This window comes from Pseudotabrizicola alkalilacus (assembly GCF_003443995.1).
In the GTDB taxonomy this organism is placed as follows: Bacteria; Pseudomonadota; Alphaproteobacteria; order Rhodobacterales; family Rhodobacteraceae; genus Pseudotabrizicola; species Pseudotabrizicola alkalilacus.
The window spans coordinates 219,746-232,078 of record NZ_QWEY01000004.1 but is presented as its reverse complement, the minus strand read 5'-3'; the positions used below and the strand labels follow the sequence as shown (position 1 = coordinate 232,078).

Here is a 12,333-nt window from a genome sequence, read left to right as displayed (position 1 = left end):
ATCGCATCTTGCGCGGTCTTCTCGCTGCGGTCGGGGACCCTGGTGGATGCAACGATCATCACGCGCTCTACTTCTCGGTCGTGACCATCGCGATAGTGGGCTACGGTGACCTTGTCTTAAAGACAGACGGAGGAAAACTGTTCACCGTGTTCTACATCATGGTTGGCTTAGGACTTTTCGTGTCCTTCGCCAGCGCGTTGTCCCGCCAGATCATCGCGAATACAAGAAAAGAAAAATGATTGGGACCAATGGCTCTGAAGATTTGGCAGAGACGTTTGCCAGTCAAACTGGGACTACCCAGATCGGGTATAAATGCCCTTGTTCGCTCGTCACTTTAACGTTGTAGTGAAATTTCTAAGATTCTGGGAGATTGGCATGCGGACGGGGTGGATCGCGCTTACTGTGGCGTTGACAGGTTTGACTGGACCTCTTAGCGCGCTGGTATTTCCGGGACCGGCAGCGGCTCACTCGCCCTGCCTGCTCCGGAGATTTTTCTTGGACTGGCGCTCGATCATGCGAATTCCTGCCTCTACCCTTCTATTGTTCCTCGCGTTCATAGCGATGGCATCCGCAGTCGCGGCACAATCGACCACCATCGATGCGGCCGTCTCGTACCGTGAACGCATAGCGCTCCCTCCGGACGCCCAACTCGACCTCCGGTTGGTCGAGGTCTCGCAGCAGGCCGCCGGCGCAAAGCGCATCGCCTCGCAACGCTTCTCGATTTCGAGCGTGCCGAGGATCTTGAGCCTGAGCTACGACCCGGAAGTCGTCAACAGCCAGTCCCGTCTCATCCTCGTAGCCGCGATTTGGTCCGGCGACGTACAGATATTCCGTACAACGGAGCCCTACGAGGTTCTTGACGCGATGCAGTCGGGGCCTATCGAGATGTGGCTCGCAATGGTGACCGAAAGCGACTTGGCGGCCGTCCCACCCCGGACAATCACGGGCATCGCATGGAGCGTTACCGAGGTCGGGGGCGAGGCCTGGGGCACCGATGATCCTGCGACATTTGCGATCGACTATACTATGAACTTCTCGATCTTCGGCGGCTGCAATCGCTTCAGCGGGCGGCTGCTTCTTGTGGAAAGCGAAATCTTGTTCCCGGAGGACTTCGCGGGGACGCTTATGGCCTGTTCTGATGAAGCGGAGGCCGAAGAGCGGCGCCTCCTTGGCGCACTTAGACAGGTTTCCGGATACGTTCGGTATGCGGGAGGGCTGGTTCTGATCGATCCGGCTGGGAACACCTTGGTCCACTTCATAGAACGTCCGGAATAGGGAACACACACGATTCTTATATTGCTGCTATCGACATTTTTGATCGTGGTATGCATCGGTTCGGCGCAGACCCAGTCGCCCTAACCGAGGGTCGTTGTCCCGGATGTTCCCGGTGGTGCCGTCGTGTCGGGCTGCTACAGGTCTGCGGCGGGTCAAACGCGCGCTCTCTGGCCTGTTTCAGGGGGCAGTCGGCAAGGACGTGGTCAGCCGGGCCTGGCTTAAGGTGAAGGTAGACTGGGACGCGTGGTGCGCCCGCAATCTGGCCGACGAAGATATCGTCCGTCACATTCTGGACGGCGCCGTCATCAAGACCCGACTCGACCGCAAGGCCATGAGCATCTCGGTGCTGGCGGCCATCGGTGTGCGCCGGGATGGCCAGAAGGTTCTGTTATCCATCATGAATATGGGTGGAGAGAGCAAGGCCGCCTGGGGCCAGTTCCTCGCCGATCTCGATGCGCGCGGTCTGAAGCGGCCCGAGTTCGTCATCATCGACGGCGCCTCTGGTCTTGAGGCCGCACTTGTCGCGCTCTGGGGCGAGGACTTGGCCGTCCAGCGCTGCACGGTCCACAAGCATCACAACCTTCTCGGCCATGCCCGGAATACGATGCACGACGAGCTGACCGAGGACTACCGCGACATGATCTACGCCGACACCGCGGCCGAGGTCGAGAAACGCCGCAAGGCATTCCTGCGCAAATGGCGGCTGAAATACAAGGCCGTCGCTGACAGCCTCGAGGAGGCAGGCGACCGGCTGCTCACCTTCACGCGGCTCGACCCGTCACAATGGAAATCAGCGCGGACAACGAACGCGATCGAGCGGCTGAACGAGGAATTCCGCCGCCGCGTCAAGACCCAGACCGTGCCGATGCTGCTTTGGGCCCTGATGGCCTCCGGCCAGATCCAGATGCGCAAGGTCGATGGCTGGGAAGCCCTAGATCAGTCCATCGAACCAATCACCCTTGACCTCGTCGCCTGATCAGGTCCAAATCCCCACGATCGGAGATCGCCGCCAGAGAATTTCCACCACATTCGAGACACGACCCGTTCCTTCTGTTCAATAAGTCTGTTGGCGATTGCGACTTCTCCTACACAAAAACACCGTATAGTAAGTCTGCCATGGATTTGAGCGCCAAGCCTCACGTAAGCTGTAAGGGTGAAATTAGATCCTCTCACCGTTCCCCGCTTCACGGGCATCATCGTTTTCTTGATCGTTTCAACCTGGGCGTTTCCCATGTCGTCCACGGCCCAGGCGGAGATCCAGTCCTTGGAATTTCCATATTTCACGCTTCGCAACAGAACGGGCTCGCCAGAGCCTGGGGACGCCTATGGCGGCGAACGAAGTGATCTGAAAGCCGGCCTGTGCCGGGTTGAAGAACTAGATCTAGGTGTTCTTGCGCCGCTGGCGGACTTGGCCCCCAACTTCCTGCTAGAGGAGCTCCTCCGGGTTCAGGACGTGCAGGAACTGGACATTGCTACTGTCCTGGAGGGGCTCGCGGCATCGGCGGGAGAACGTGGCCCGGCGCTATATGTCCACGGCTACTATATCGGGTTTGAGAAGGGCTGCCGCCGCGCAGCGCTCTTTCAGCAGAATGCCGACCTTTCGGGGCGCTTCCTGTGGTTCAGCTGGCCCTCGGATGGTGCAGCGGCCTATTACACTCATGACGAGGCTGACCTCTACTGGAGCCTGCCGGACCTGGCGGACACGATCATCAAACTGGAGCAGCGCTTTGGGTCCAAAAATGTCGATGTGATCGGACACAGCTTGGGCGCGCGCGGCGTCATTCTTGCTCTGGCCGAAGTGGCCAACCGGGATCCCGACATCCGGCTCGGCCATGTCGTGCTGCTGGCCCCGGATGTGGATTTCGGGATCTTCGAGCGCATCCTGCCTCGCATCGCCCCAATAGCGGAGAGCATAACGATCTACGCCACGACGGGAGACAGGCCGCTGGCGCTCTCGGCGCAACTGCACGGCTATCCCAGGCTCGGAGAGGCCGGAAACGATGTGTCCGGACTAACAGGCGTAGAAGTCATCGACCTTAGTGACCTGCCCAGCGAGGGCCCTACCGGCCATCTCTATCATATCTACAGCCGTGCCGTCGGCGAAGATCTGCGTAGGCTCCTGAACGCCGGCGAACGCGCTGACGGGCGTCAGGGCCTTGTTGTACAAAGCGAAAACGTATGGCGCCTTCGACCGACGGCGCGAGAATAACTGCCCTTTGGGGTATGTGCCGACCCGGTTCTGAAGCACCGTCCAGATGGTCAAGGGGCTAGTCATGCACTACAACTCAAAAGCTTGCTTGGCTTGGCCACGCTCGGCCGCGCGTCCCGATGACATCCGGGATAGCTGCCAACACGAGCGAGAGACAGAAGGACAAAACCCGATGCTTGGGAATGCGAAATGGCTGGTATGGGCCGGGTGTGTCGGTGGTCGACCTCGAAGTGTCAGCGGGCCATGGTGCACAACCGCATGGCGGCTTGGAGCCTAAACCAACCCTGCACAGAGCGCTTTTTGTCCAAACAGACCAGCGTGCTATGTCGCTACGAGTGGGTCGATTGCCCATTTTTCTGGGAGGTAACTATGAAGAGCTTGATTTTCGCTACTACAGCAGGGCTTTCGGACTGCCCGCGACAGACGAGATAGTCCATTTCGGGGGCGGTCAGACGCAGGTGACCAAAGAGCTGCCTGCAGGCACGCATACGCTGCAACGGTTGCTTGGCGATTGGAGCCACGTACCACACAACCCGCCTGTGATGAGCGAGGTCATTACAATCACGGTGAACTAACCCGGCTGCGTCACTGCAGCCTGCAGCCTGCAGCTTAGCAAGCGAAGCGGATCAGTCCGCTTCGTCCTCATCAGCGCCTTTCGTTAGCACAAAATGCTGCACGATGCACGATTGACTGGTTCGGGAAAGCCGCGCCGCGGCATCGTGGTCGTCCTGACCGGCGACAATGGGCCGGTCGCGCCAAATGTGAACTGCAAAAGCTGGTCGGCTTGCCCCCAGCTATTCCGCAGCAAACAGCGTCGGCACGCCGGACACATCCACTTCTCGAGAGGCGTGCCAAGCGTCATAGGCACCCTGCATCCTGATCCAGAACAGCGGTTCGTTCCCGAACAGCTTTGCCAAGCGTACAGCAACCTCTGGGCTAACCGGTTTGCGCTCTGCTAGGACGTCGTGCAGATGTTGGCGGGAGATGCCCAGCATCCGCGCGATCTCGGCCTTGGACTTGCCCGTCTCGGGGATCACATCCTCCCGGAGCAATTCACCCGGATGCGTCGGGCAGCGGTCGGGGTTGCGGCTCATGTTCGCCTCCTAATGATACTGCTCGAAATCCAGCACATAGGCGTCGCCATCTCTTAACTCGAACGTGATGCACCATGGTCCGTTCACATGGACCGTGTAGCGCGTCGGGTTGTGACCTCGCAGTGCATGAAAGTCGAAACTGGGAAGGTTCATGTCCTCGGGCGCGGTGGCGGCATCCATGGCACCGAGCCGCCGCAGGATGCGCTTGTGAAACCTCGCGTCGATCTCGGACTTGCCCGTTTCCCAGATGGCCTTCAGTTGCTTGTTCGCGAACGTCTTTATCATGGTAAGATGTAGCCTGATTGCTTACATATGTCAAGCATTAGCTTACACATTGCGAACCAGAAGAAATGTTTCAAAGTCAGCGTTTTCAAGGAAGGCAGCGCTTTCGGCCTTGTGCCGCGCGATGAACTTATCTGCCAAAGCTGCGCCACCGACGATGGCAAAGCCCGGAAGCCACCAAAGGAACGTGGTGAGAGACGGTGTTGTTGAAAAGAGAGCAACAAGCAATGGTCCCAGAATGAAGGTCATGGCTACGAGCGGCAACCATCGAAGGGGCTTAACCTTGCGTTCCGCGTCGCGGGCAATGATCTCATGCATCCCGCGCAAGTCACGTTCCCAAGCCAAGTACTCATCTTCGATCTGACCGTGCAGATAGTGTCCGCAGCGGCAATAGCCGCGAGACAGGTACTCCGTCTGCCCGCATGCCGCGCAGCAGATCGAATTCTGGCCCCCGGGTTCTGGCCGCAAGGCAGGCCTTGGGTGGCACTTGTCATCCATCTGGTGAGAGGGCGCGCTTCCCAGAAACCGCTCGACATCTCGACTGAACCGCACCTTACGCGGCTTCAGCCTCTTCACCTCTTCCGGAAACTCATCATCTAACATCAGCTCACCAGCCTCAAAATGCTGTCGATTCTTGTTGTGTCCGGCCCCTCGGTCTCGGGGCCCAGGGCGTCGGAGTTCAGGGCCTCATCGAACAGAAATTCGATGGCGTCCCACTTCTTCTCGGGGGTTACGGTCAGGCCGCGCTCGATGATCCGACGCTCGACTGCGATGCCGATCCTGCGGTAGGCAATGGCAGCCTCTTCATGGTGGCGGCTCTTGCCGGTCTCCGTGTCACCCTCCAGCATCCAGAGCGGGTCCACGTCGAACTCTTCATAGATCACCCACAGCAGATGGGCCGTCAGGTCCCGCTGGCCACGTTCGTAGTTCTGATAGGCGCTCCGGCTGATGCCAAGGCGCTGCGACATCTCCTCCTGGGAGAGCCGGACCTTGTTTCGGACGGCAGCAAGGCGGTTTCCAAGGCCAACTACAGCCATGTTCAACTTTCGTTTGTATTTGTGTTGACCTCATTTGTAATCATATCTATCTGATAGTGACACGAACGATGGCGACACGCGTGATTCATCCAAGATCAGCGTAGTTTTGTTTCTTTATGAATGCAAAACGAAATCTATCGCCTTGTTTTGTGAGCAGAACAGAAGGGCGCGAAGCATGACCAAACTTCTCGAAACACCCAAGGAACTGGCGGATCGCGTGGGCATTCCGGTGACCAACATCCGCTACCTGATAAGCGAAGACATGCTGGATCACATCTTCACCGCCCCCGGCAAACGGAACCCGAAGATCCCGAGCGGGGCCTGGGAGAAGTATGTCTCGCAGTTCACCGTCACGGCTGCGCCCAAGACCGCCCGCAGCGGCCGGAAAGGGTAGGCGATGACGACCACCGAACACGCGGAGCAGTCCCAGATCCTCACCATCGGCAAGACCCCCGCCCAGTGGGTCGAGATCATGGCCGGCCATGGGATCGATATTTCGGAGCGAACACTGCGCGAGAAGGCCAACGACACCGGTGCCTTCTTCCGGCTGGGGCGGACCATGCTGATCACGCCCGCGCAGATTGACACCATCTTTGAGGAAGGACAGGCATGCCGCTCGAAATCTACAAGCGTGGCTCCGTCTTCTGGGTCAAGGGCTGGGTCGAATACAATGGCCGACCGATCGCCGGTCCATACCGCCAAAGCACGCGAGCGACTACTGAAGCTGGCGCAAGGGACTGGATAAACGACGAGACGCAGCTTCAGGTCCGCAAGTACCTGATCGGGGAAGAGCACAGCCTGCGCTTTGCCGATGTGGTCGATTTCTACCACCCCTCCGCTAAGACAGCGAAACAGCTTCTGCCGATCCTGGACGAGATCGGGGATATGCCGCTGGGGGCGATCACGGGGGCGCTTCTGAAAAGCCTTGGCCGCAAGCTGAAGCCGAACGTCTGCACCGATACCTGGTGGCGCGAGATCGTGACGCCGGCGCGGGCAGTCATCAACAACGCGCATGAGCACAAGGGCACACCACTGCTGCGCGTCAAGCGCTATGACAAGTTCGAGCGCATCGCGCAGGACCAGCGGCGACGCAAGCCCAGCCGGATCGAGCGCATCCCTGCGACACGCGACTGGATCGAGGCATTCTGTGCCGCTGCCGACCCCTACAACGCGGCCTTGGTCCGGTTCATGTTCGAAACCGCAGCGCGGATCGATCAGGCCGTGTCCATCGAACCCGATGATCTGCGACCGGCCACTTGCGAGGTCCGTGTGAAGGCGCAGAAAGGCCACCCGGAGGGCTGGATCACCGTTTCACCCCAGATGATGGCCGAGCTGGTCGCGCTGAAGCCCAAGCGGCCCAAGAACCTCAAGACGGGGCAACTGCTGTCGCCGCGCGTGTTCGGCTACGGCAGTCCGACCAGCTACAACAACCGCTGGAAGACGATCTGCAAGCGGGCGGGCATCCCTTACTTGTCCGCGCACCCCGCCGGACGGCACGGTTTCTTTACCGAACTGGTGGTGCGGCAGGGTGTCGATCCGGTCACTGCAGCGAAGGCGGGGCGCTGGTCAGACCCCAATTTGCCCATGCGCATCTATGCCCACGCAGAGACCGATGAGGCTGATGTCAGGGCGCGGTTTCGTACAAACTATGTACAGCCGACCCCTGACGAAAAGCCCAAGCACAGGAAAACAAAGAAAGATCAGGAAAATGAATGATTCTCTCCTAAGGGGCAGGTTACAGGTTCAAGTCCTGTCGGGATCACCAGATAACGCTGAATGATCTTCTGCTTTCTCACATGCTGCGTGAACACTCCGTGCCGCGGGTGTATATGCCAGGCAAATTCGGGTCGGCGGTTGAATTGCCCTTGCTGCTGCTGCCGGTGATGCTGATCGCGCTGGGGCCGGTGCTGCGGCTGCTGGCCGAAGCGTTTGGCTTTGGTACTGGCCTGACGCTGGATCATGCCGCTGCGGAGCTGACAAGGCCCAGCACGCTGACCGCGCTCCAGCATTCGCTGATCACGGCGGGGGCGGGGACGCTGATCTCGATTGTCATCGGGGCCAGCTTTGCCTTTGTCGTGGCGCTGACCGACATCCGCGCCAAGTCGGCGCTGGTGTTCTGCCTGATGATCCCGATGATGATCCCGCCACAGATCACTGCACTGGCCTGGATGCAGGTCACCGGGCCGTCATCGGTGCTGCTGAAAACGCTGAGACTGGCCCCGCCGCTGGGCAGTCCGCAGTCCCTGCACTCCGCCTGGGGCATCGCGGTGTTGCTGGGCATCCAACATGCGGCCATCGTCTTTCTGACCCTGCGCGCCGGGTTGCACATGATTCCGGGCGATCTGGTCGAGGCGGCGCGGATTTCCGGCGCGCACGGTGCGCGCGTCTGGGCGCAGATCGTGCTGCCGCTGAGCCTGCCAAGCCTTGCCGCCGGGGCCGCGATGACCTTTGTGACCGCGCTTGGCAATTTCGGGATTCCAGCGATGCTGGCATTCCCGCGCGCTATTCCACCCTGCCGACGCTGATTTATCAGCGGCTGGCGGGAATGGGGCAGGCGGTGTTGCCCGAGGTGGCGGTGCTGGCGCTGCTGATCGGAACGGTGGCCGTTCTGGGCGTGCTGGCGGGGCGGCTGATGCTGCGGCACCCGGCCTATGGTCTGGTCGGCCTATCTGTCGCGCTTTCTGGTCGTCATGCTGCGCCGGTGCAGGCGGCCATCGGCCAGCTTGACCCGGCGATGGAAGAGGCCGCCGCCAGTGCAGGCGCGCATCTGGGGCGGCGCCTACGTACCATCGTCCTGCCACTCGCCGCGCCCGCCGCAGGGGCGGGGGCGATCCTCGTGTTCCTGACCGCAGTGAACGAGCTGACGGTTTCGGCGCTGCTCTGGGCGGGCGGCACTGAGACTCTGGGCGTGGTCATTTTCAATCTGGAAGACAGCGGTGACACGGTGATGGCCTCGGCCCTTGCCGCCTCCATCGCGGGTCCTGTAATCCTTCTCATGGGGATCGTGCAGCTTGCTGCCGCCCGTCTGCCAAAAGGAGCCGTGCCATGGCAGGATTGAGCTTTTCCAACGTGTCGAAACTATTCGCAGGGACGCCCGCGCTGGATGACATCAGCGCCGACATCGCCAAAGGCGAATTCGTCGCGCTGCTCGGCCCTTCGGGCTGTGGCAAGACCACGCTTTTGCGTCTGGCCGCCGGATTCGAGGTGCCGGATCTTGGCAGCATCACCCTGAACGGCGAGCAAATGGCCGGTCCCGGCCAGTTTGTCCCGCCGAGCGCAAGCGTCGGGTGGCCGAGGCGCTGGCGGTGACCGGACTCACCGCCTTTGCCGATTGTGCGCCCGCGCAACTGTCAGGCGGGCAACGGCAACGGGTGGCATTGGCGCGCTGTCTGGTGGCCGATCCGCGCGCCTTTCTGCTGGACGAACCGCTGGCCAATCTGGATCTGTCGCTGCGGGCCGCGATGCAAGACGCGTTCAGCGCCTTTCACCGCCGCCCCCTTTGATCCGGCAGCCCGGTTCCTGATCTGCGACACGCCCAACGCCGATGGAGGCATGGCCTAGCGCATCGTGCAGGACTGGCGCGACCCTGACTCTTGGCGGACGGACGCTGCTGTGATCCTGCCAGCCAAAGACTTCTGCCTGATCCGCCATGGCGAAACCGACGCCAATCGCGACCACCTGATCGCCGGGCGGACCGAGGCACAGCTGACCCCGGCAGGTCTTGCCACCGCAAGGGCGCTGGCGCGACATCCCTGGCCCGCCGCCATCACAGTTTTCACCAGCCCGCAGCAGCGCGCGCGGAACTGGCATTTCCCGCCCGGTCGGTTCATGTGGTGGCGGACCTGCGCGAACGTGATTGGGGCCGGTTCGAGCTTTGCCCACTGGCAGACCTGCCGCCACGCACCGCCACACCCGAAGGGGGCGAAGGTTGGGAGCCGCTGCTGACCCGCATCGCCGGGGCGCTGTGTCTGTGCTTGGAGCAGGCGCACGGCGCGTTGCCGGTCATCGTCGCGCATTCCGGGGTGATCCGTGCCGCCCGCGCCCTGACCGGTGGTGATTTCACCGGGCCTTCGGCCCCCAACGCCACCCCGCTGCTGTTCCGCGCGCCTTGTGCCGGATCAGGTGGGCACTGGCGGGAACAACCGATGTTTGCAGAACGGAGTCTGTCATGACCTGTGTGATCTTTGATGTCGATGGCACCCTCGCCACCTTTGACGCCGACCGGCTGGGCCATCTGGTGCATGGGGTGGAAAAGCGCTGGGATGATTTTCATGACGCCATGACCGATGCCCCGGCGATCCTGCCCATCGTGCGGCTGTTGCTGCATCTGAAGGCGCAGGGTGAGGGCATCGTGATCTGCTCTGGTCGCCCGGCAGGCTGGCAGCCCCGGACCGAAGACTGGCTGCACCGCGCAGGCGTCCCCTTTGACGCGATCTACCTGCGCCAGCCCGACGAGGATGCCTTGCCCGACCCGGACGCAAAGGCGCGTGCGCTGGAGCGCATCCGTGCCGATGGTCACGCGCCCTGGTTGGTGGTGGACGACCGCACCTCGGTCGTGGCTTTCTGGCGCGCCGCCGGGCTGACCTGCCTGCAATGCGCGCCGAGAGATTTCTGAACCCTGTCTTGCTGCAAGCTGCTGTCAGTGCCTGTCATGTTTGTTGAATCACAAGGCGATATATCTTATTGATTATTCAAATCATGCTGGCGCATTGATTTGCAGGGGATATATGTTGCTGACATTAAAGCACTATGAGTTGCTGTGCGCTCTGGCAGAAGACCTGCATTTCGGTCGTGCCGCGATGCGTCTGGGAATATCACAGCCTCAGCTTACCCAGCAGCTGAAACAAATGGAAGATATTGTCGGCGCGCTGCTGTTTGACCGTACCCGTCGCCGGGTGTCGATCTCGCCTGCCGGGCTGCTGATCCTGCCCGATGCCCGTGCGGTCGTGCGCCATGCCCGGCGGGCCGAGGATGTCGCCCTGCGCGCCGGGCGCGGGCTGCTGGGAGAGCTGTCGCTGGGCTATGTCGGTGCGGTCGCCTTCAACGGGGTGCTGACCCGCATTCTGGCCAACTTCCGCTCACGCGCAGCGCAGATCGACCTGCGGCTTGTGATGATGGATCTGGACCGCCAGTTCCCCGAAGTGGCGGCGGGCAATCTGGATGTCGGTCTGGTGCGGCTGCCCTATCCCGACGTCCCGCCCGAGATCGTCGCCCGGACCCTGCACCACGAAGCGCTCTGGATCGCTTTGCCCGATGGCCATCCGCTTGCCGGTGAGGCCGAGGTCAGCCTGTCCGATCTGGGTGGCGCGGATTTCATCGCCACTCACTTGCCGCCAAACACCGGCTTTTCCGCCGCCGCCCATGCCGCCTGGGCCGAGGCTGGCATCACGCCGAACATCGTGCACCGCGCGCCGCAGTTTGCGGCGATCGTGGCACTGGTCGGGGCCGGTCTGGGGGTGGCGATTGTGCCGGAATCGATGCGCAATGCGCTGTTGCCGGGTGTGGTTTACCGCCCGCTGCGCGGCACCACGGCGACCGCCCCGATTGCCCTGATCTATCGCCGCGACCGCGAAAGCCCGCCGTTGAACCTGTTTCTCGCCAGTATCGAGGCGATTGCGACCGAAGGACTCTGACATGCCGACCATGACTTCCGAAACCTTTACCGCCTGCGATGGCCTGCACTTTGGCTACCGCCCCGCACAGGGCGCGGCCCCGGTGCTGGTGTTTGGCAATTCGCTGGGCACCGACCTGCGGGTCTGGGACCGGGTCATCGCCCGCCTGCCCGCAGACTGGGGCATTCTGCGCCATGACAAGCGCGGCCATGGCCTCAGCGTCGCGCGCACCGGGCTGAGCATCGAGACGATGGCAGATGATGTCGAGATGCTGCTGGATCATCTGAACATTGCCCGCTTTGTCGGCGTGGGCCTGTCTGTGGGCGGTCTGATCCTGCAGCGGCTGGCCCTGCGCCGGTCGGACGCGATGCCGCACCTGGTGCTGTCCGATACCGCCGCCAAGATCGGATCGCCCGAGATCTGGAACCCCCGCATCGCGGCGGTGCTGGATCAAGGCATCGCCTCGATTTCCGATGCGATCCTGTCGCGCTGGTTCGCCCCGGGCTATGCGGCCACGCCAGATTTCCAGATGTGGCGCATGATGCTGGAGCGGACCCCGGCGCAGGGCTATGCCGATGTCTGCGCCGCGATCCGCGATGCGGATTACACGGATGATCTGGCGCGGATCACGGCAAAGACGCTGGTGGTTGTCGGCAGCGACGATGCCTCTACCCCGCCCGCGCTGGTGCGCGCCATGGCAGACCGCATCCCCGGTGCTGCCTTTGCCGAAATCGCGGATGCGGGCCACCTGCCTTGTGTCGAGCAGCCCGACGCCTTTGTATCGCTGCTCAAGCAGCACCTGGCCTGAAACGGCAGGTCCGGCG

General features: G+C 61.7%; 13 protein-coding genes and 4 pseudogenes. 13 read left to right on the top strand and 4 right to left on the bottom strand.

The features are described from left to right. The first annotated feature begins 8 nt into the window (after positions 1 to 8). From D1012_RS09940 to D1012_RS23215, 5 genes and pseudogenes are all read left to right on the top strand, one after another. A complete protein-coding gene (locus D1012_RS09940; protein ID WP_199489469.1) occupies positions 9 to 239 on the top strand; it encodes a potassium channel family protein in 231 nt (76 codons plus the stop codon). Between the two features lie 256 nt (positions 240 to 495). Next, the gene (locus tag D1012_RS09935) at positions 496 to 1,275 is read left to right on the top strand and encodes a YbaY family lipoprotein (protein ID WP_158569299.1); all 780 of its coding nucleotides are present in this window, start codon (positions 496 to 498) and stop codon (positions 1,273 to 1,275) included. A 130-nt stretch (positions 1,276 to 1,405) separates the two neighbouring features. Then, positions 1,406 to 2,251, top strand: a pseudogene (locus D1012_RS09930) (IS256 family transposase); the annotation flags it as partial. A 177-nt stretch (positions 2,252 to 2,428) separates the two neighbouring features. Further along, positions 2,429 to 3,484, top strand: a complete 1,056-nt coding sequence (locus D1012_RS09925) for an alpha/beta hydrolase (protein ID WP_233517080.1) — start codon at positions 2,429 to 2,431, stop codon at positions 3,482 to 3,484. 119 nt (positions 3,485 to 3,603) lie between these two features. Continuing rightward, entirely contained in the window at positions 3,604 to 4,059 is a 456-nt protein-coding gene (locus D1012_RS23215; RefSeq protein ID WP_354002033.1) for a DUF4399 domain-containing protein, read from the top strand. A gap of 219 nt (positions 4,060 to 4,278) precedes the next feature. On the opposite strand, the gene D1012_RS09915 is transcribed toward D1012_RS23215, so the two are convergent. From D1012_RS09915 to D1012_RS09900, 4 genes are read right to left on the bottom strand one after another with little or no spacing between them, the layout of a single operon-like run. Then, on the bottom strand, positions 4,279 to 4,578 hold the full coding sequence (locus tag D1012_RS09915) for a HigA family addiction module antitoxin (protein WP_118151641.1): 300 nt from the start codon (positions 4,576 to 4,578) through the stop codon (positions 4,279 to 4,281). A 9-nt stretch (positions 4,579 to 4,587) separates the two neighbouring features. Then, positions 4,588 to 4,863 carry a type II toxin-antitoxin system RelE/ParE family toxin gene (locus D1012_RS09910; RefSeq protein WP_118151639.1) on the bottom strand — a complete coding sequence of 92 codons (276 nt, stop codon included), beginning with the start codon at positions 4,861 to 4,863 and terminating at the stop codon, positions 4,588 to 4,590. A gap of 42 nt (positions 4,864 to 4,905) precedes the next feature. Beyond that, positions 4,906 to 5,463: a hypothetical protein gene (locus D1012_RS09905; protein ID WP_118151637.1), complete on the bottom strand. Its 558-nt coding sequence runs from the start codon at positions 5,461 to 5,463 to the stop codon at positions 4,906 to 4,908. Further along, on the bottom strand, positions 5,463 to 5,897 hold the full coding sequence (locus tag D1012_RS09900) for a helix-turn-helix domain-containing protein (protein WP_147335659.1): 435 nt from the start codon (positions 5,895 to 5,897) through the stop codon (positions 5,463 to 5,465). The genes D1012_RS09905 and D1012_RS09900 overlap by 1 nt, the downstream gene beginning before the upstream one ends. A gap of 175 nt (positions 5,898 to 6,072) precedes the next feature. On the opposite strand from D1012_RS09900, the gene D1012_RS09895 reads away from it, so the two are divergent. The 8 genes and pseudogenes from D1012_RS09895 (at position 6,073) to pcaD (ending at position 12,317) form a co-directional block, all read left to right on the top strand. Then, complete coding sequence (locus tag D1012_RS09895) at positions 6,073 to 6,291, top strand: hypothetical protein (RefSeq protein ID WP_118151633.1); 219 nt, start codon at positions 6,073 to 6,075, stop codon at positions 6,289 to 6,291. Positions 6,292 to 6,506: 215 nt separating this feature from the next. Continuing rightward, positions 6,507 to 7,613 carry a tyrosine-type recombinase/integrase gene (locus tag D1012_RS09890; protein ID WP_118151630.1) on the top strand — a complete coding sequence of 369 codons (1,107 nt, stop codon included), beginning with the start codon at positions 6,507 to 6,509 and terminating at the stop codon, positions 7,611 to 7,613. Positions 7,614 to 7,726: 113 nt separating this feature from the next. Beyond that, positions 7,727 to 8,955: pseudogene (locus D1012_RS09885) on the top strand (ABC transporter permease). After that, positions 8,943 to 9,400: pseudogene (locus D1012_RS09880) on the top strand (ABC transporter ATP-binding protein). Before D1012_RS09885 ends, D1012_RS09880 begins: the two co-directional pseudogenes overlap by 13 nt. 64 nt (positions 9,401 to 9,464) lie before the next feature. Then, a pseudogene (locus tag D1012_RS09875) lies at positions 9,465 to 10,069 on the top strand (histidine phosphatase family protein). After that, a complete protein-coding gene (locus D1012_RS09870; RefSeq protein WP_118151628.1) occupies positions 10,066 to 10,512 on the top strand; it encodes a phosphatase domain-containing protein in 447 nt (148 codons plus the stop codon). The pseudogene D1012_RS09875 and the gene D1012_RS09870 overlap by 4 nt, the downstream one beginning before the upstream one ends. A 112-nt stretch (positions 10,513 to 10,624) precedes the next feature. Next, positions 10,625 to 11,530 carry a LysR family transcriptional regulator gene (locus tag D1012_RS09865; RefSeq protein WP_118151626.1) on the top strand — a complete coding sequence of 302 codons (906 nt, stop codon included), beginning with the start codon at positions 10,625 to 10,627 and terminating at the stop codon, positions 11,528 to 11,530. Between the two features lies 1 nt (position 11,531). Next, positions 11,532 to 12,317 carry a 3-oxoadipate enol-lactonase gene (pcaD, locus tag D1012_RS09860; RefSeq protein WP_233517078.1) on the top strand — a complete coding sequence of 262 codons (786 nt, stop codon included), beginning with the start codon at positions 11,532 to 11,534 and terminating at the stop codon, positions 12,315 to 12,317. The last annotated feature ends 16 nt before the right edge of the window (positions 12,318 to 12,333 follow it).